The sequence below is a fragment of the Variovorax sp. CCNWLW225 genome, from assembly GCF_037204045.1.
Taxonomy (GTDB): domain Bacteria; phylum Pseudomonadota; class Gammaproteobacteria; order Burkholderiales; family Burkholderiaceae_C; genus Variovorax.
In genome coordinates this window covers 160764-177948 of record NZ_JBBCBV010000006.1, presented here as the reverse complement: position 1 = coordinate 177948, position 17185 = coordinate 160764, and the positions used below count along the sequence as shown (strand labels likewise).

General features: G+C 67.2%; 18 protein-coding genes and 1 tRNA gene. 7 read left to right on the top strand and 12 right to left on the bottom strand.

Going from position 1 to position 17185, the window contains the following annotated elements; all coding sequences use genetic code 11:
- From V9L20_RS13590 to V9L20_RS13565, 6 genes are read right to left on the bottom strand one after another with little or no spacing between them, the layout of a single operon-like run.
- A complete protein-coding gene (locus tag V9L20_RS13590; RefSeq protein ID WP_337296990.1) occupies positions 1–954 on the bottom strand; it encodes a phosphatidate cytidylyltransferase in 954 nt (317 codons plus the stop codon).
- Positions 951–1676 carry a lysophospholipid acyltransferase family protein gene (locus V9L20_RS13585; RefSeq protein WP_337296989.1) on the bottom strand — a complete coding sequence of 242 codons (726 nt, stop codon included), beginning with the start codon at positions 1674–1676 and terminating at the stop codon, positions 951–953. The genes V9L20_RS13590 and V9L20_RS13585 overlap by 4 nt, the downstream gene beginning before the upstream one ends.
- A complete protein-coding gene (locus V9L20_RS13580) occupies positions 1673–2113 on the bottom strand; it encodes a hypothetical protein (RefSeq protein ID WP_337296988.1) in 441 nt (146 codons plus the stop codon). Before V9L20_RS13580 ends, V9L20_RS13585 begins: the two co-directional genes overlap by 4 nt.
- Positions 2106–3455, bottom strand: coding sequence for a phosphatase PAP2/dual specificity phosphatase family protein (locus V9L20_RS13575; RefSeq protein ID WP_337296987.1), 1350 nt, complete (start codon positions 3453–3455; stop codon positions 2106–2108). The genes V9L20_RS13580 and V9L20_RS13575 overlap by 8 nt, the downstream gene beginning before the upstream one ends.
- A 19-nt stretch (positions 3456–3474) precedes the next feature.
- Positions 3475–5256, bottom strand: a complete 1782-nt coding sequence (locus V9L20_RS13570) for a bifunctional alpha/beta hydrolase/class I SAM-dependent methyltransferase (protein ID WP_337296986.1) — start codon at positions 5254–5256, stop codon at positions 3475–3477.
- A gap of 40 nt (positions 5257–5296) precedes the next feature.
- Positions 5297–5899: a CDP-alcohol phosphatidyltransferase family protein gene (locus V9L20_RS13565; RefSeq protein ID WP_337296985.1), complete on the bottom strand. Its 603-nt coding sequence runs from the start codon at positions 5897–5899 to the stop codon at positions 5297–5299.
- An 82-nt stretch (positions 5900–5981) separates the two neighbouring features.
- Here V9L20_RS13565 and ruvB point away from each other — a divergent pair, with 82 nt between their 5' ends.
- The 3 genes from ruvB to V9L20_RS13550 all read left to right on the top strand — a co-directional run bounded on the left by ruvB (position 5982) and on the right by V9L20_RS13550 (position 8988).
- Positions 5982–7046, top strand: a complete 1065-nt coding sequence (gene ruvB, locus V9L20_RS13560; protein ID WP_258502432.1) for a Holliday junction branch migration DNA helicase RuvB — start codon at positions 5982–5984, stop codon at positions 7044–7046.
- Between the two features lie 6 nt (positions 7047–7052).
- Complete coding sequence (gene dmeF, locus V9L20_RS13555) at positions 7053–8024, top strand: CDF family Co(II)/Ni(II) efflux transporter DmeF (RefSeq protein WP_337296984.1); 972 nt, start codon at positions 7053–7055, stop codon at positions 8022–8024.
- A 94-nt stretch (positions 8025–8118) separates the two neighbouring features.
- On the top strand, positions 8119–8988 hold the full coding sequence (locus V9L20_RS13550; protein ID WP_126749414.1) for a UDP-2,3-diacylglucosamine diphosphatase: 870 nt from the start codon (positions 8119–8121) through the stop codon (positions 8986–8988).
- 18 nt (positions 8989–9006) lie between these two features.
- Here V9L20_RS13550 and V9L20_RS13545 read toward each other — a convergent pair whose 3' ends face one another.
- The 4 genes from V9L20_RS13545 to V9L20_RS13530 form a co-directional block, all read right to left on the bottom strand.
- Complete coding sequence (locus V9L20_RS13545; RefSeq protein WP_337296983.1) at positions 9007–9258, bottom strand: hypothetical protein; 252 nt, start codon at positions 9256–9258, stop codon at positions 9007–9009.
- 176 nt (positions 9259–9434) lie between these two features.
- On the bottom strand, positions 9435–10715 hold the full coding sequence (locus V9L20_RS13540) for a c-type cytochrome (protein WP_337297046.1): 1281 nt from the start codon (positions 10713–10715) through the stop codon (positions 9435–9437).
- A 16-nt stretch (positions 10716–10731) separates the two neighbouring features.
- Positions 10732–11439, bottom strand: a complete 708-nt coding sequence (locus V9L20_RS13535) for a c-type cytochrome (RefSeq protein WP_443098576.1) — start codon at positions 11437–11439, stop codon at positions 10732–10734.
- Positions 11439–11627 (bottom strand): DUF2970 domain-containing protein, encoded by a 189-nt coding sequence (locus V9L20_RS13530; protein WP_258502426.1) that lies wholly within the window; start codon positions 11625–11627, stop codon positions 11439–11441. The genes V9L20_RS13535 and V9L20_RS13530 overlap by 1 nt, the downstream gene beginning before the upstream one ends.
- A gap of 97 nt (positions 11628–11724) precedes the next feature.
- On the opposite strand from V9L20_RS13530, the gene V9L20_RS13525 reads away from it, so the two are divergent.
- Complete coding sequence (locus tag V9L20_RS13525) at positions 11725–13176, top strand: aminotransferase-like domain-containing protein (RefSeq protein ID WP_337296982.1); 1452 nt, start codon at positions 11725–11727, stop codon at positions 13174–13176.
- Positions 13173–13832 carry a DNA oxidative demethylase AlkB gene (alkB, locus tag V9L20_RS13520; protein WP_337296981.1) on the top strand — a complete coding sequence of 220 codons (660 nt, stop codon included), beginning with the start codon at positions 13173–13175 and terminating at the stop codon, positions 13830–13832. The genes V9L20_RS13525 and alkB overlap by 4 nt, the downstream gene beginning before the upstream one ends.
- 249 nt (positions 13833–14081) lie before the next feature.
- Here alkB and V9L20_RS13515 read toward each other — a convergent pair.
- Positions 14082–14158: transfer RNA gene (locus V9L20_RS13515), tRNA-Met, on the bottom strand.
- Between the two features lie 148 nt (positions 14159–14306).
- Between V9L20_RS13515 and V9L20_RS13510 the strand changes: the two genes are divergently transcribed.
- Together V9L20_RS13510 and V9L20_RS13505 are read left to right on the top strand one after the other, a co-directional pair.
- Positions 14307–14972 (top strand): sigma-70 family RNA polymerase sigma factor, encoded by a 666-nt coding sequence (locus V9L20_RS13510; protein WP_337296980.1) that lies wholly within the window; start codon positions 14307–14309, stop codon positions 14970–14972.
- Positions 14969–16258: a hypothetical protein gene (locus V9L20_RS13505; RefSeq protein WP_337296979.1), complete on the top strand. Its 1290-nt coding sequence runs from the start codon at positions 14969–14971 to the stop codon at positions 16256–16258. The genes V9L20_RS13510 and V9L20_RS13505 overlap by 4 nt, the downstream gene beginning before the upstream one ends.
- A gap of 33 nt (positions 16259–16291) precedes the next feature.
- On the opposite strand, the gene V9L20_RS13500 is transcribed toward V9L20_RS13505, so the two are convergent.
- On the bottom strand, positions 16292–17071 hold the full coding sequence (locus V9L20_RS13500; RefSeq protein WP_337296978.1) for an enoyl-CoA hydratase: 780 nt from the start codon (positions 17069–17071) through the stop codon (positions 16292–16294).
- Between the last annotated feature and the right edge of the window lie 114 nt (positions 17072–17185).

Genomic DNA, 17185 nt, shown 5'->3' with positions numbered 1-17185 from the left:
TCACGGCACCCACCAGTAGCGCAAGGCGTGAAAGTAGATCGGCGCCGCGAAGATCACCGAGTCGAGCCGGTCGAGCATGCCGCCGTGGCCTTCGATCATCGAACCCCAGTCTTTCACGCCGCGGTCTCGCTTGATGGCGGACATCACCAGTCCGCCGAAAAAGCCCATGAGGCAGATGGTGAGCGCCATCAGCGCCGCCTGCCAGGGGTTGAACGGCGTCGCCCAATAGAGCGCCGCCCCCAGTGCGGTGGCGCTGGCGACGCCGCCGACCAGGCCTTCCCACGTCTTTGATGGCGAGAGTTCGGGCGCCACCTTGCGCTTGCCGAAGAGCTTGCCCCAGACGTACTGCAGCACGTCGCTGCCCTGCACCACGATCACCAGAAAAGCGATCAGCAGCAGGTTGCGGCCTTCGAAGCCGGGAATCTGCAGCGTAAGCAGCGCGGGCACGTGGCTGATGCAGAACACGCAGATCATCAGGCCCCACTGGATCTTGGAGGTGCGCTCCAGAAAGCGCTGCGTGTCGCCGCCCACGGCCGCAAGAATCGGCAGCACAAGAAAGGCGTAGACCGGAATGAAGATCGAATAGAGCCCGTACCACTCGATCCACACCAGGAAGTACTGCACCGGCAGCCCGATGTAGAACGCCGCGGCAATTGCATGATGGTCGCCGCGCCGCGTGTAGGCCAGGCTGATGAACTCGCGCAGCGCGTAGAAAGAGATCAGATAGAACAGCACGATCACGCCGCCCTTGCCGAAGGCGAAGGCAAGGCCGATCACCGCCACCATCACCCACCACGCATTGACGCGCGCGTTGAGGTTGTCGATGACCGAATGGGGCTGGCCTTGCGCCACGCGCCACTTGAGCGCTGCGCCGATGGCCGATGCAAGGATCAGCACGCCGGCCACGCCTCCGAACAATTGCAGCGTGGTCTGTGTGAAAGGCGAGATGTTCATGGCGTGGTTGCTGCTGCTTTTTCTTGTTCGGGCACGCGGTCGTATTCGGGGCGCAGGTCGAGCATGGCGGCACGCGCGCGGGCGAGAAAGCTGGTCTTGTCTTCGCCCTCGTCCAGCTGGATGGGCGCGCCGAAGCGAACCGTGCAGGCGAGCGGAATCGGCACCAGCGTGCCCTTGGGCAGCACGCGCTTCAGGTTCTCGATCCACACCGGCACCAGCCGCACGGTGGGGCAGGCGCGCGCCAGGTGATAGAGGCCGCTCTTGAGCGGCAGCAGGATCTCGTCGCCGGTGTTGCGCGTGCCCTCGGGAAACATGATGAGCGAGTCGCCACCTTCGAGCGCTTCCTTCATCTGGTCGACCGGGTTGCCGCCCTGGCCCGAGCCGTCGCGCCGGATCATCAGCGCGTTGAACACATCCGCGCCGATGAACTGGCGCACCTTCGACGCCATCCAGTAGTCCTGGCCCGCCACCGGCCGCGTCAGCGCGCGAAGGTCGGGCGGCAGCGTGGCCCACAGCAGCACGAAATCGCCGTGGCTCGTGTGGTTGGCGAAGTACAGCGTCTGCTCGGCCTTGGGCGTGGTGCCGCTCCAGATGGCGCGCACGCCAGTCAGCAACCCTGCCGCGCCGATGATCAGCTTGCCGGCGACGACGGCAAGCGCGCGGCGCAGCACCGTGCTTTCAGGCCTGCGGTTTTTTTCGTTGTTGTTGTCTTCTTCGGTCACGACAGGTCCTGTGTCATCAAGGCAAGGAGAAACATGGCGCTCTGGCAGGCAACCACGATGGCGTGGCGCTGCAGGAGCTGCCGGGTGCCCTGCACTCGGTCTTCGAGCGGCCGAAGGGTCGCGGGCGGTTGTGCGCTGCGCAGGCCGAGCCGGTCGAGCGCGCCGTCGAGCGCACCGAGCGATGCGATGTCGCCGCGCGCGAGATCGGCGAACAGCGCCTGGTCGAGCCGCAGCCTGAATGCGAAATAGCGCTCGAGCGTGCCCAGCACCACGACTGCGCCAAAGCCCATGGCGGCCGTGGTCGAGAGCGAGCGCATGGTGAGCGCGAGCACCAGCGCCGCGATGCACATGAGTGCGAAGCCCCAGGCCGCCAGCACCGCCGCGGCGCGCAGCAACCCGGCAAGCGCGGCGCAGATGGCGCGCTCGTTCTCAGTCATGGGGCGGCACTCCAGGTGCAGCGGCACCGAGCGGTTCGAGCGAGGCCCGCCAGGCAGCGCGCAGAACGATCTGCGGGCGCGCAAGGCGCACAGCGTCTTCCGCCTGCGCCAGGCCGCCCGATGCGCCGTAGCGCCCCAGCCATGCAATGGCCGCGGCGGCGCTGCGCGAGAAGCCCAACGCACAGCAGACCCACACGGGAGCGCCTTCGGCATGGAGGCGCTGCCCTTCGATCACCGCGGCGGCGCGTTGCAGCCGCACGGTCGGCGGCACGGTCAAATCGAGTATCGGCACGCAACGCGCATGCGGAACGCCGGCCGGCGCCTGCAGCTCGGCGCACAGGCTCACAAGCCGCGGCCGCCCGGCGTCAATCCATTCGGCCTTCGTCGGCAGGCGCCCGAGGCGCAGGCCCGGCACCACTTCGACCGAAGCCGGCAGCTTGCGCGTCCAGAGCCATGCGTTGACTGTGGCGCCGAGGCGATAGGGCGCGAACAGCCAGCGCGCGGCCCAGCCCATGCGGCCACTACCGTTCATCTGGAAGCCTCGGGCGCCGAAGCCGATGTAATTGAGTGCCACCAGCGCCAGCGAAACCGCGGGCCAGGCGAGCCACAGCCACGTGCCGCCGCCATACAACGCGGCAGCAAGAAACAACGCCGCGCCGGCGGCATAGAAGCCCGCGAGCTTCCAGCGCTGTGCATCGCGCGTGCGCTGCCAGGCACGCGGCATCGACACCGTCCGCTCCGGCGGCCACAGCCAGACGCAGAAGATTCCGAGCAGCGCACCCGTCGGAATGTCGATGAAGTGGTGCTGCCAGGTGGTGAGCACCGACGCGCAGATTGCGAACGTCCACACATGCAGCACCAGCCTTGCCCACATTGCACGCAAAAACTGCCGGTACCAGTCCCACAGGATCACCGCCAGCGCGATGTGCAGGGAAGGCGCCTGGTTATAGGGCTGGTCGAAGCCGCGCAGCGCATTGAACAGAAAGGCCGGCGCGCCTTCGACTGCCGGCTGCCCAAAGCTGAAATGCAGCGGCCAGACGACGAAGCACGTGCAGGCGATGAGCGTGGCGCTCACCAGCCGCAGCGCATGCCGGTCGAGCGTGTGCTTGCTGCGCGCGAGAAAGAGCGAAAGCGCATAGAAGACGTTGATCGTCCAGTACGGAAAAATCGTCCAGGCCCAGAACGGCACCTGCCGCTCCCACTCGAAGGCCATCGAAGGCACCTGCGCGCGCGTGGTGGCCCACCAGTTGGCAAGGCCGTAGGTCGTATAGAACAGCGGCCCCAGAAACACCAGCCATGCGGCAGCCCGCTTCCACGGTCGCTGTGCCAGCCAGTGCTTCATTTCGCGTCAAGCCCGGAGGTCACGCCACCCTCACCGCGAGCGAGACAGTAAAGATGCCCCACTCGTCGATGCGCTGGTCGATCTTGCGGAAGCCCGCTTCTTCGACCAGCTGGTCCATCTCGGCCTGCGTGCGGCGGCGCATCACCCAGGCTTCGCCCTGGCGATGGCTGGTGAGCGCGCGCGCAATCATCTCGAGTTGCGGGTGCCAGGGCTGTCCGGTGTAGACCAGGTAGCCGCGGTCTTCCACCGCATCGCCCACGCCCGCGAGAGAGCGGCGCACCATTTCATTGTCGGGAAAGAGTTCGTACAGGCCCGACACCACGGCCAGCGTGGGGCGCGGCGTTACGGTGGCCAGGCTGATGCGGTCGAAGGCATCGGCCTGAACGAACTGTGCGACGTCTTCAAGGCCCTTCTCGGCGATGAGCGCGCGCCCGTCGCGCACGTTGATGTCGCTGTAGTCGCGCAGCAGGATCGAACTGGCCTTGACGGGGCTTGCGGTCACTGCGTCGAGCACGTAGCGGCCGTGGCCGGCCGCAATGTCCATCACGCGCACCTCGCGGTGCATTTCGGCCAGGCGTTCCATCGCGATGCGGATCAGCTCCTCGACATGGATCTTGCGCTGCCGGATGCCGCGCCAGCCGATCGAGTTCAGGTAGGTCTTGTCGATGGAGCGGCCGAGCGGCCCCTTGCCTTCCGGATGATTGCGGTAGACGTAGTCGAGCGTGCTGCCCGAATCGAAGCCGGTGTCGTGCCCCAGCTTCACGCCGCGCGAAAGGGTGCCGCCAAAACGCAGTCCGGCGCGTGTCAGCCCCCAGTAGGCGCCGCGCGGAGACAGCGGCGCCAGCGGCTCGGTCAGCGCGCGCGACTCGTCGGCGGTGTTGCCGCTCAGGTGCGCCGCGCGCAGGTCGACCGGTGCCGGCGGCTCCTCGAACAGCTGAAGGACGAACTCGCGGATGGCCTGCACCGCCGGTGCGCGGTCTTTCTCGCCCAGCGTGTCGTGGAAGAAGCCCGGCAGTTCCAGCTTGGTCTTGATGGCGCTGCCCAGCCGCTCGAAGAACTGGTGCTGCGGCTTGTGGTGCACCACCCAGTCGGCGCCCGAGATCAGCAGCTGAACCGGCTGCGTGATGGCATTGGCATCGGCCACCACGCGGTCGGCGGCTTCGTAGAGCCCCAGCAGGATGTTCACCGCAATGGGCCGCGAGATCAGAGGGTCGCTCTCGTAGCTGGCAATGCGCTCCGGGTCGTGCGTGAGGAACTTCGCCTTCACGTAGCTGTTGACGAAGAACAGGCCGCGCAGCTTGTGCATCAGGCCCAGCCCGGCGCGCGCAAAAGGCACGTAGAGCTTGACCTTGAAAGCCGGCGACGCCAGCGTGAGCCCGCGCACCTTGGGGGCGTAGTCGTGCGCCCAGGTGGAGACCAGTACGGCCCCCACGCTCTGCGCAATCACGTGGATGTCCTGCTCGGCCACGCCGTGTGCGCTGCCGATGTGCTGCACGAAGGTCTGCACGTCGCGCACCGAGGTGGCAAAGCTCGGGCTGTAGCCGCGCTGGCCCGGCGAGCGGCCGTGGCCGCGAGCGTCCCAGGCAAAAAAGTCGAAATCGGGCAGGTTGAGTTCGTCAACGAGGTGCGCCATGCGCGCGCCGTGCTCGTGCCCGCGATGAAACAGCACGATCGCGCCGCGGCGCGCCGCACCCGTGGCCGGCCAGTGCCGGTAGAAGAGCGATTCGCCGTCGTGCGTGCGGAACTGGCGCTCTTGCGCCATGCGTTGGTTGGTGTTGGTATCGGTATCGGTATCGGTCATTGAATCCAGATCGCTGTTCTTTTGTTTGTTGTGCATGGGTTCATGCGGCTTCGGCCAGCGCGCGCCGCACGCGGTTGGCCACCGTCCAAGCGACCAGCGCAGCGAGCAGCGGCATCAGCCAGGCGGTCCAGCCCGGCAGGGGCCAGCCCAGCGCCACATAAAGGCCGAGCGCGCCGAACACGAAGGCGCGGTCGCTCTTGCCGAGCGGCCCGTCGTAGCGGCGTGAGGCGCCAACCGTGGAGCCGAGTGCGCCGGCAAACTCGCTCAGGCCCGCGAGCATGATCACCGTGCCGATCCAGAACGGGCTGAACGGCTGCACCAGCGCAAACGGCAGGTACAACGCGGCGTCGGAGACCACGTCGGTCAATTCGTTGAGAAAAGCACCCAGCTTGCTCTGCTGCCCGTGCTCGCGCGCCAGCATGCCGTCGATGGCGTTGAACGCCATGCGCACGAACATCCATGCCGGAATGAGTGCGAAGGCCGCGAGGGACGGCGCCGCGAAGAAAAGCCAGAGCCCGAGGGCGACCGAAACCACGCATGCGGCCAAGGTGACCTGGTTGGCGGTGATGCCCATGGCGTGCAGCCGGACGACGAGCGGCCGCAGCAGCGCCTGGAACCGAGGCTTCAGTTCGTAGATCGACACCCTTGGCTTCCCCTCGTTTGTTATATGGCCGGAGCATTTTGCCAGTGTGGCAGGCACTAAACTCAAGCCGAAGACCCCTCAAATGACCATTCAGACCGACGACTTCGCGCCCGCTCCCCCACGCGTGGTGTCCGCCGCCCCCGCGTCGCCCCAGGAAGAGGCGATCGAGCGGGCATTGCGCCCCAAGCTGCTCGACGAATACGTCGGCCAGGCCAAGGTACGCGAGCAGCTCGAAATCTTCATCGGCGCCGCGCGCAAGCGCAAGGAAGCGCTCGACCACGTGCTGCTGTTCGGCCCGCCCGGCCTCGGCAAGACCACGCTGTCGCACATCATCGCGGCCGAACTGGGCGTGAACCTGCGCCAGACCTCCGGCCCCGTACTCGAGAAGCCCAAGGACCTGGCGGCGCTGCTGACCAACCTGGAGCCCAACGATGTGCTCTTCATCGACGAGATCCACCGCCTGAGCCCGGTGGTCGAGGAAATTCTCTATCCGGCGCTGGAGGACTACCAGATCGACATCATGATCGGCGAAGGCCCCGCGGCGCGCAGCATCAAGCTCGACCTGCAGCCTTTCACGCTGGTGGGCGCCACCACGCGTGCCGGCATGCTCACCAACCCGCTGCGCGACCGCTTCGGCATCGTGGCGCGGCTGGAGTTCTACACGCCCGAGGAACTGGCACTCATCGTGCGGCGCAGCGCCGGGTTGCTCAAGGTGGAAACGGACGAAACCGGCGGCTTCGAGATTGCGCGCCGCTCGCGCGGCACGCCCCGCATCGCCAACCGCCTGCTGCGCCGCGTGCGCGACTACGCCGAGGTGAAGGGCAACGGCCGCATCACCGAAGAGATTGCGCACAAGGCCCTCGCCATGCTCGACGTCGATCCGCAGGGCTTCGACCTGATGGACCGTAAGCTGCTCGAGGCCGTGATCCACCGCTTCGACGGCGGCCCGGTGGGCCTGGACAACGTGGCGGCCAGCATCGGCGAGGAGCGGGACACCATCGAGGACGTGATCGAGCCCTATCTCATTCAACAGGGCTACCTCCAGCGCACTCCGCGCGGGCGCATCGCCACGCTGGCCGCCTACCGCCACCTGGGCGTGACGCCGCCTTCGAGCCGCTCCGACGGACAAGACCTCTTCGGAATCTGACGAACCATGCATACCCATGACCTGAGTGCCTGGCAGCACGATCACCAGTTTGGCGCAGGCAACGAATCGGCCGAGCGCAGCACCCGCCTCGTGATGTGGATCACCGTCGCCGCGATGGTGATCGAAATCGGCGCCGGCTGGTGGTTCAACTCCATGGCGCTGCTGGCCGACGGCTGGCACATGAGTTCTCATGCGCTGGCCATCGGCCTGAGCGCCTTTGCCTATGCGGCGGCACGGCGCTACGCGCACGATCCGCGCTTTGCGTTCGGCACCTGGAAGATTGAAGTGCTGGGCGGCTTTGCGAGTGCGCTGATGCTGCTCGGCGTTGCGGTGCTGATGGTGGTGGGCTCCATCGAACGGCTTCTCTCGCCCTCGGCCATCCACTACCGCGAAGCCGTGGCGGTGGCCGTGCTGGGGCTGGTGGTCAACCTAGTCTGCGCGCGGCTGCTCGGGTCGGCGCACCACCACGGGCCTGGGCACGACCATGGCCACGGACATGCGCATCACGACGATCATGGCCATGCACACGGCTCTCACGGCCATGACCTGAACCTGCGCTCCGCCTACCTGCACGTGGTGGCCGACGCCGCCACCTCGGTGCTCGCCATTGCGGCGCTGCTGGGCGGCTGGTTCTTCGGCTGGGCCTGGCTCGACCCGATGATGGGCATCGTCGGCGCGGTGCTGGTGTCGGTCTGGGCCAAGGGGCTGCTCAAGGAAACTGGCCGCGTGCTGCTCGACCGTGAAATGGACCATCCCGTCACGGCCGAAATCCGCGAAGGCGTGGAGACCATGCTGGCCGATTCGGAAACGCGCGTGGTCGACCTGCATGTGTGGCGCGTTGGTCGCGAGGCTTACGCGTGTGCGCTCACGGTGGTGACGCATTCGCCCACGCTCTCGGCCGACGAGGTGCGCGCCTGCTTCTCGATGCACGAGGAAATCCGCCACTCGACGGTGGAAATCCAGCGCTGCGCATCCTGAGTTGACTGCAGGGCGTGGTCTCCTGGCCACGCGTCACCGGAATGTCACGGGAACGCCATCGCGGCGTCACGCCGTGGTGGGAGCCTACCCGTCCATGCAACGCGACGATGCTTTCCTCCGCGCATGGCGCGACACCGCGACCCGGGCCCCCGAGCCGGAGGACGACGATCTTGCGCGCCCGCCGCTGCGCTATCGCACCCTCTGGATCTCCGATTTGCACCTGGGCACGCCCGGCTGCCAGGCCCGCGCGCTGCTCGATTTTTTGAAGCACACGGAGTGCGAAACCCTGTTCCTGGTCGGCGACATCATCGACGGCTGGCAGCTCAAGCGCCACTGGTACTGGCCGCAGGCGCACAACGACGTGATCCAGAAGCTGCTGCGCAAGGCGCGCAAGGGCACCCGCGTGATCTTCATTCCGGGCAACCACGACGAGTTCGCGCGCAAGTACCTGCACCACAACTTCGGCGGCATCGACGTGGCCGAGGAATGGATCCATGAGACCGCCGATGGCCGCAAGCTCTGGATCATTCACGGCGACCTGTTCGACGGCGTGATCCAGTGCGCCAAGTGGCTCGCGCACGTGGGCGATTCGCTCTACGAATTCACGCTCAAGCTCAACCGGCACCTCAACTCGCTGCGCGCGCGCATGGGGCTGCCGTACTGGTCGCTTTCGAAGTACCTCAAGGGCAAGGTCAAACGTGCCGTGAGCTACGTGGGCGACTTCGAGAACGCCGTGGCGCGCGAAGCCCGCAAGCGCGGCGTGCAGGGCGTGGTCTGCGGCCACATCCACCACGCCGAAATGCGCGACATCGACGGCATCCTCTATTGCAACGACGGCGATTGGGTCGAAAGCCTCACGGCCCTGGCCGAGCATGCCGACGGCACGCTGGAGATCATCGACTGGGCGCAGCACATGCCTGTGCCCGCGAAGGCCGGCGCGCAGCGCGAGCCTGTCGCAGCCTGACGAGGGGCGGCTCGGCGGCTACTGGTCGGCTCTTGGCCGATGTTGTGGCGACTGACCGAGGTGCTGTTCGCGCCAGCTGTCGTAGTGCCGCAGCATGGACTTGCCAACTTCGTCGGCCCAAAGCCACCAGGCGAGCGCAAGATTTTCTGCACCCGTGGGTTCCGGCAGCGGGTTGGCCGTTGGGGCGGCTTGTGCCAGCGGGTCTGGCAGTTCGTAGTCGCACAGCCGCTCGACGCTGGCGTGCGAGAAATTCGTAGCGACAAGGCTCAAGGTTGCTCTCCTTCGAGTCGCGCGTTCTGGGGCGCCTGGAACAACTCCCGTAACGAATTGGAACAGTTAATGAGCGATGTGGCGCCTCGGGCAATCCCGGATGAAAACAAAAGAACTCAAAAATGGAGACGCACGACCGCGACGCCGACCGTCTCCAAGGCGCCTATGCCGCCAACTCAGCGCCGCATCGTGTCGAGCTGTGTCACAGGCGGGCTGTCGTTGCCCCACGAACCGCGAACGAAGGTGAGCACCGCGGCCACGTCGCCCGCGTCCAGCAGGTGGCCGAACGGCGGCATGCCGTAGGGGCGCGGATTGCCTTCGGTGGCGGGCAGGTAGCCACCGTGCGCGATCACCTGGATCAGGTTCGCCGTCTGTGCCATGTTCACGGCGCGGTTCCCTGCCAGCGGCGGAAACGCCCCCGGCACTCCCTGGCCCTGGTCGCCATGGCAATAGGCGCAGCGCTGGTCGTAGATCTTTGCGCCTCGCGCCATCGTGCCGGCGTCTCGGCGCAGGACGGCGGCAGGTTGCGCGGGGGCGGCAGTTGCAGCCGGCGCGCGGGGCAGGTCTTTCAGGTAGCTCGCCATCGCGGCCAGGTCGGCCTCGCTCAGGTACTGCGTGCTGCGAAACACCACATCGGCCATCGGCCCCATGACGGAGCCGCGCGGCGCGATGCCGCTCTTGAGCAGCGCGACCACTTCGGCCGTGGGCCAGTCGGCCACGCCCGCCTCGTGCGGATCGGCAAGCGAGGGCGCGTACCAGTTCTCGACCGCGATCAAGCCGCCCGAAAGGCCGAGCTTGGTTTGCGTGGCGCCGAGTGAATCGCGGGGGCCATGGCAGGCGATGCAGTGGCCCAGCCCGCCGACCAGGTACGCGCCGCGGTTCCATTCGGCAGGCTTGCTTGAGTTCGCGACGAAGCCCTCGGGCTTGAAGGAAAGGGCCCGCCACACCGCCAGCGCGGCTTGCGTGTCGTAGGGGAAGCGCAGCCGGTGCGTCAGGTTGGGCGCCGGCGCGGGCGGCACGCTGCGCAGGTAGGCGTAGATGGCGTCCGAATCTTCACGCGTGACCTGGGTGAAGTTGGGGTACGGGAACGCGGGATACAGCAGCCGGCCGTCCTTGCTGCGGCCATTGTGCATGGCGCGCCAGAAGTGCGCGCTGCTCCAGCTGCCGATGCCGGACTTTTCGTCGGGCGTCAGGTTGCTCGAGTACACGGTGCCGAAGGGCGTTTCGATCGGCAGGCCGCCCGCATAGGGCTGGCCGCCCCGCGTGGTGTGGCAGCCGGCGCAGTTGCCGGCCAGCGCAAGATAGCGCCCGCGCTCGACCTGCTGGGGCGTGGCGTTGAAGGCCTCGGCCTGCTCCGGCAGCGGGTCTTCGCCGCGCAGGTTCAGCGCCACGATGCCGCCGGCCGCGCCGCCGAGCAGCAGCACCAGAACGAGCAATGTCCAGCCGAGGTATCGCATCTTCTTCATGGCCGTCTCACTTCGGCATGCCGCCGCAGGCGATCGGCAGCGGTGCGGGCAAAGATGACACGGGCTTCGGGTCGGCCGGCATGGGCTGCACCGCGAGCCAGCTGGCCACGGCGTTGATGTCGGCGGTGGTCATGCGGCGGCCGATCTCGGCCATGCAGTCGGGCGCGAGCGCATGCCGTTCGCTGGTGAGCCAGGCGCCGAGCTGCGACGATACGTACAGGCGCGGCAGCCCAAGCAGCCCGGGGATGGCCGGCTGCACGCCGGTGAGCGCTGCGCCGTGGCATTGCACGCAGGCCGGAATGCGGCGGGCCGCATCGCCTTCCAGCGCCAGCTGCCGGCCGCGCGCGAGTTGCGCGGGCGTTGCATCGCTCGCGGTCGAAACGGACGGGTAGGGCAGGTCCAGGCCCGCAAAGTATTCAGCCATTTCCATCAGGTACGCATCGGAGAGGTGCTGCACCATGTAGGTCATGTCGGCATTGAAGCGCCGGCCGTCGCGAAAGCTCCGCAACTGGTTGAACAGGTATCCGGCGGGTTTGCCCGAAAGGCGCGGAAAGTAGCCGGCATTGGTTGTGGCGCCTTCGCGTCCGTGGCAGGCAATGCAGGCGGCCACGCGCTGCTCGATGCCGCCTGCCGCCATGGCAGCCCCGTGGCCGCCGAGCAGCAACAGCAATGCGATTCCTGCAAGGCCTCTGAAGAAGTGGCGGACGGCCTTCATCACGTGCCGGCCGCAAAGTGCGCAAGCGCCAGCAGCCCCGCAATGAGCAGCAGCACCGTGACCAGTGCCACGCCGATCAGCGGCAGCACCCCGACCTGCTCGGTGCGCCGGTCGGCATCGGCGCGTCGGCCGCCCAGCCCGATGAAACTCCAGAGAACAGCGCGTACCGCGCGCATGAGATTGACCATGCACCGACTGTGCCGCAACCGCACGCAAAAAAACAGATGCAGTTCCGGATCAAATCACCAGTGCAGATAAAGTCCCCCCGATGAAAGCAGCCCCGCGATGAAGCGCTACGAAGCCCTTGCCGCCGACATCGAGACATCGATCCGCCAGGGCACGCTGAAGACCGGCGACCGCCTGCCTTCGGTGCGGCAGACCGGCGAGAGCCGGGGCGTGAGCGCGTCCACCGTGTTTCAGGCCTATTACCTCCTGGAAGCGCGCGGGCTGGTGCGCGCGCGCGACCGTTCGGGCTACTACGTCGCGGCCGGAGGACTGCGCGATGCGCCGCCCGAGGCCAACCTCACTTCGCGCCCGGCCGAGGGGCCGAAGTCGCTCGACGTGAGCGGCCACGTGTTCGACATTCTCGAAGCCAGCATGTCGCGCAAGGTGGTGCCTTTCGGCTCGGCGTTTCCGAGCCCGCTGCTGTTTCCGCTCGCGCGGCTGGGCCAGTTCATGGCCGCCAGCGCCAAGTCGCTCGACCCGTGGAGCACGGTGGACGACCTCACGCCCGGCAGCGCGGCGCTGCGCCGGCAGGTCGCATTGCGCTACCTGGGCGACGGCATGCAGGTGCCGGCCGATGAAATCGTCGTCACCAATGGCGCGCTGGAGGCGCTCAATCTGTGCCTTGCGGCAGTCACCCGGCCCGGCGATTCGGTGATCGTCGAATCGCCCACCTTCTATGCGGCCCTGCAGGCGCTGGAGCGCATGGGCCTGCGCGCCATCGAGGTGCCGACGCATCCCGGCGAAGGCATCGACTTGGGCGCGCTGGAGCTCGCCATTGCGGCCCACCGGCCCAAGGCTTGCTGGCTGATGACCACCTTCCAGAACCCGCTCGGCAGCCTCATGCCCGATGCCAAGAAGAAGGCCTTGGTGGAGCTGCTCGCACTTCACGCGCTGCCGCTGATCGAAGACGACGTGTACGCCGAGCTTTATTTCGGCGACCGGCGCCCGCCTCCGGCCAAGGCCTTCGACACGCAGGGCCTCGTGCTGCATTGCTCTTCGTTCTCGAAGTGCCTGGCGCCGGGCTATCGCATCGGGTGGGCGTCGGCAGGGCGCTTTGCGCGCTCGGTGGCGCGGCTGAAGCTGACCACCACGCTCAGCACCTCGGTGCCTGCGCAGCTCGCGCTAGCCAGCTATCTGGAGAAGGGCGGCCTCGACAAGCACCTGCGCAAGCTGCGCCAGACGTTGGCTCTTCAGCAAGCGAGCTTTGCGCAAGCCGTGGGCCACTACTTTCCGGCGGGCACGCGCGCCACGCGGCCGCTTGGCGGGTATTTCATGTGGGTCGAGTTGCCGGCGCATGTGAACGCGCTCGACATTCATCGGCAGGCGCTGGAGCTTGGGATCAGCGTCGCGCCCGGGCCGATCTTTTCGGCGACGCGCGGCTTTGCGCATTGCCTTCGGTTGAACTACGGACATGCCTGGGACGCGCAGGCCGAAAAGGCGATGCAGACGCTGGGGCATTTGGTGGCCGAGGCGGCGGCCGGCAGCCCGGTGCGCGAGAAAATCGCGCAGTGACGCTCGATCTTTTTTCCGATGCTCCAGATGCCGACCTGCCGCGCGGCAAAGAGGCCATCGGCCCCGGCGCATTCGTGCTGCGTGGTTTCGCGCTTCCATTCGTTGACGAACTTCTGCCGGCATTGAACGAGGTCGAACAGCGCGCCGCGTTCAGGCACCTCGTGACGCCGGGCGGCCTCACCATGTCCGTGGCAATGACCAACTGTGGGCGCCTTGGCTGGATCTCGGATCGGCGCGGCTACCGCTACGGCGAACTCGATCCTGAAACCGGCCGGCCGTGGCCACCGATGCCCGCTGTGTTCGAGCGCCTGGCGCAAGCAGCCGCGGCCGAAGCGGGGTACGAAGGCTTCGCGCCGGATGCCTGCCTGGTCAACCGCTACGAGCCCGGCACGCGGCTGTCGCTGCACCAGGACAAGGACGAGCGCGACTACAGCGCGCCCATCGTCTCGGTGTCGCTCGGCATGCCCGCCACGTTTCTTTTCGGCGGGCTTGCGCGCGGCGACAAGGCTGTGCGCATTCCGCTCGGACACGGCGATGTCGTCGTCTGGGGTGGGCCGGACCGGCTGCGCTACCACGGCGTGCTGCCGCTCGCAGACCGGCCGCATGCGCTGTTCGGCAGCCGGCGCATCAATCTCACTTTCCGCAAGGCGGGCTGAGCCAGGCGGCGCTACATTCCGACCAAGTCAAACGGATGACTTGTCCCGCTTTTCTGTGCACAACTCTGTGGGTTGTCTGAGGACCCGGGTCGCCGGAGCAAGCACTGGTGCGGGTTTGCACCACATTGCCCGTTGAACGGGCACCGGCGCCGGCAGTGGAAAAAACGGCGTCGAAAAGAGCCAATCTTGCGAGCCGCGGAAAACAAAAAAGCCCTGCAAGTCGTTGACTTGCAAGGCTTTTAATGATCTTGGTGGCTCTTCACGGATTCGAACCGCGGACCTGTGGATTATGATTCCATCGCTCTAACCGACTGAGCTAAAGAGCCGTTCGGCGCAGTTTTGTGCCGAGCCCAAGATTATAGCGCAGGCTGCGGGCCTTCGATCAAGGCTTGGCGGATTCAGGAGGTGTCTTTTTTGCAAGGACCAACCCCGAAGCCGCCCGTCGCCCGTACAAGCCCGGGTGAGAATCCTCCGATGTCCGCGCTCCCCCGCGCCCCTTCCGCCAAAACCGCCATCGAGCGCGACGCCATGCCCGACGATCAGCTGATGCTGGCCTATGCGCGCGGCGACGGCGCGGCGTTCGACGTGCTTTACGCGCGCCACGAGGGCGGGCTGTTCCGCTTCGTCAAGCGGCTGCTGGGCGCTCGGCTGGCGGCGCAGGCCGACGAGGTGTTCCAGGACACCTGGGTGCGCATCATTTCCGCGCGCGACAGTTTTTCGCCGCAAGGCGCCGCCTGGCGCACATGGGCCTTCACCATTGCGCACAACCTGGCCATGGACCGGCTGCGCGTGAGCGGCCGAGAAGTGGCGCTCGGCCCCCATCCGGACGACGGCGACGATGCCGTGCCCACGCTCGACCGCGGCGTGCGCGGCGCGGTCGATGCCGCCGCGCATCCCTCGGCCGAGGAACTCGCGTTCTGGCGCGCCGCCGGCCGCCGACTGCTGGCCTGCCTCGACGAACTGCCGCCCGAGCAACGCGCCGCATTCCTGCTGCACCATGAAGACGGGTTGACGGTCGAGGCGCTCGCGGCCAGCCTGGAAATCGGTTTCGAAACCGTGCGCAGCCGTCTTCGCTATGGGCTGCAAAAACTGCGTGGCTGCATGGAGCGCTATCTGTCGGTGCTGGAGCAGCGCGCATGAGCAGCGGCGGCAATAATAAAAGTAGCGGTTTCGAGAGCGGCGACGAGGGCGCGTTGCAGGACCCCGTGTTGCGCCGCGCCTTGGAACATGCGCCGGACAGCAGCGCCATGCCCGATCCACGCACCCGGAATGCGATCAGGAAGATGGCGCACAACCTGGCGCCTGTTTACAAGCCGGAGCCGGCATCCGACGGCGAGGGCGCCGCACCGTGGTGGCGCCGTCTGTTCGGCGGCGGAGAAGCGCATTCCCGCATGCCGTGGAATGCGGCCTTTGCGACGGTGCTCGTGGCCACCTTCGTGACCGTGCTCTGGTACCGCGAACCGATTCCCGATGCGCGGCTCGATGGAGAGGCGCAGGTTGGCGGAGCCGCGGCACCGGCGCCTGTGCAACCTTCGGCGCCCAGTCCCGCGGTTGTCGCACCGGTGCCGCAAGCACCGGCGACACAAGACGCTGCGCCGGTCCAGCCAGCCCCGCAAGCGACTGAGCCTGCGCGTGACACCGCAAATGAAGAGTCGGCCAGGCGCAGGGGCGATGCCTTGCGCAGGCCTGCACCGGCACCCGCCGGCAAGGAGACCGGGGCCGCGCAGGAAAGAGACAGGAAGACGTCGGCGGCGCCGACAGCGCCCGTTCTCGCCGCGCCGGTGCCCGCACCCGCACCCGCACCGGAGTCTGCCGTTGCGTCCTCCCCACCGCCAGCCGCCGCAGTTGCGAAGGCGACTCCGCCACCGTCCATTGCGGAGCAATCCGCAGCCGAACCGCGGGCATTCCCCCGCACCGAAGATCGAGGCGTAGCGGCACCGATGGCCGCGGCCGCGCCGCCGACGATGCAGCGCGAGCGGGCGGGCAGTGCGCCCGCGCTGTCCGCACAGCGCAATACCGATGCCGAGCCTTCCGGCGCCTTGCGCCAGGCACCCGCTCCGCGCGCGGCTATTGCCGCCGGGACCGCAAGCCCGCAGGGCGATACGTCGCCGTTCTCGGCGCTGGACGGCTGGACGTCCTTCAACTACGTGCGCGCCGGACAAACCGTGCGCCATGCGCGCGGCGAAGTCGAAGGGCTGGCGGCATCGGTGAATGCGGTGGCGCGTTCGGCGACGGTTCCCGGCAGCGACCTGGCCGCGCCGGTTGAAGCGCGCCTGGAGCTCTACCGCGGCACGGCCCTGCTTGCCGTGCTCGAGATCGCAGGCGACCAGGTGCGATGGACGCCGCAAACGGGCGGCCGCCCATCGGTCGGCACACCGCCGGCATCGGCGCTTGCCGCGCTGTGGGCGCTGCTCGCGCGGCAATAGCAAGCAAGCGAAAGCGCCGCGGCGCTGTTGCCGTCAGGCGTTCTTGAAATCGGGCTGGCGCTTGTTGAGGAAGGCGTCCATGCCTTCCTTCTGGTCGGCCGTGGCAAACAGCGCGTGAAACAGCCGGCGTTCGAACATCACGCCGTCGGAGAGGCCGCTTTCGAAGGCGCGGTTGACCGATTCCTTGGCCGCCATCACCGCGATCTGCGAATAGCCGGCAATGACCAGCGCGGCGCCCAGCGCCTCTTCGGCCAGCTTTTCATACGGCACCACGCGGCTCACGAGGCCCGCGCGCTCGGCTTCGGCCGCGTCCATCATGCGGGCGGTGAGCGCCATGTCCATCGCCTTGCTCTTGCCCACCGCGCGCGGCAGGCGCTGCGTGCCGCCGGCGCCGGGGATCACGCCGATCTTGATTTCGGGCTGGCCGAACTTGGCGTTGTCGGCCGCGATGATGAAGTCGCACATCATCGCGAGCTCGCAGCCGCCGCCCAGCGCAAAGCCGCTCACGGCTGCGATCACGGGCTTGCGGATCGAGCGGATGGTTTCCCAGTTGCGCGTGATGTAGTCGCCCTTGTAGGTGTCGATGAAGCTGTACTTGGCCATCGCCGCAATGTCGGCGCCGGCCGCAAAGGCGCGCTCGCTGCCCGTCAGGATGATGCAGCCGATGGCGTCGTCGGCATCGAAGGCCTTGAGGGCGGCGCCCAGTTCGGTCATCAGCGCGTCGTTGAGCGCATTGAGCGCCTTGGGACGGTTGAGGGTGATGATGCCGACCTTGCCTGCTTCGGTCCGCACTTCGATGTTTTCGTAGCTCATGGTGTCTCCGGGGGAAAGAAAAAACGCCTCGCTTCACTATACCCAGCATCCGGTGCAGGCCTTCCCTGCCGCGCCGGGTAAGACTTTAGTTGAGAATTATTCTCATCTAGAATC

Excerpts from the sequence above, each read along its gene's own strand:
- V9L20_RS13575 (WP_337296987.1), bottom strand. The coding sequence starts at position 3,455 with ATGAAGCACTGGCTGGCACAGCGACCGTGGAAGCGGGCTGCCGCATGG.
- dmeF (WP_337296984.1), top strand. The coding sequence starts at position 7,053 with ATGCATACCCATGACCTGAGTGCCTGGCAGCACGATCACCAGTTTGGC.
- V9L20_RS13590 (WP_337296990.1), bottom strand. The coding sequence starts at position 954 with ATGAACATCTCGCCTTTCACACAGACCACGCTGCAATTGTTCGGAGGC.
- V9L20_RS13510 (WP_337296980.1), top strand. The coding sequence starts at position 14,307 with ATGTCCGCGCTCCCCCGCGCCCCTTCCGCCAAAACCGCCATCGAGCGC.
- V9L20_RS13535 (WP_443098576.1), bottom strand. The coding sequence starts at position 11,439 with ATGAAGGCCGTCCGCCACTTCTTCAGAGGCCTTGCAGGAATCGCATTG.
- V9L20_RS13570 (WP_337296986.1), bottom strand. The coding sequence starts at position 5,256 with ATGACCGATACCGATACCGATACCAACACCAACCAACGCATGGCGCAA.
- V9L20_RS13580 (WP_337296988.1), bottom strand. The coding sequence starts at position 2,113 with ATGACTGAGAACGAGCGCGCCATCTGCGCCGCGCTTGCCGGGTTGCTG.
- V9L20_RS13500 (WP_337296978.1), bottom strand. The coding sequence starts at position 17,071 with ATGAGCTACGAAAACATCGAAGTGCGGACCGAAGCAGGCAAGGTCGGC.
- V9L20_RS13540 (WP_337297046.1), bottom strand. The coding sequence starts at position 10,715 with ATGCGATACCTCGGCTGGACATTGCTCGTTCTGGTGCTGCTGCTCGGC.
- V9L20_RS13525 (WP_337296982.1), top strand. The coding sequence starts at position 11,725 with ATGAAGCGCTACGAAGCCCTTGCCGCCGACATCGAGACATCGATCCGC.
- V9L20_RS13550 (WP_126749414.1), top strand. The coding sequence starts at position 8,119 with ATGCAACGCGACGATGCTTTCCTCCGCGCATGGCGCGACACCGCGACC.
- V9L20_RS13530 (WP_258502426.1), bottom strand. The coding sequence starts at position 11,627 with ATGGTCAATCTCATGCGCGCGGTACGCGCTGTTCTCTGGAGTTTCATC.
- V9L20_RS13505 (WP_337296979.1), top strand. The coding sequence starts at position 14,969 with ATGAGCAGCGGCGGCAATAATAAAAGTAGCGGTTTCGAGAGCGGCGAC.
- ruvB (WP_258502432.1), top strand. The coding sequence starts at position 5,982 with ATGACCATTCAGACCGACGACTTCGCGCCCGCTCCCCCACGCGTGGTG.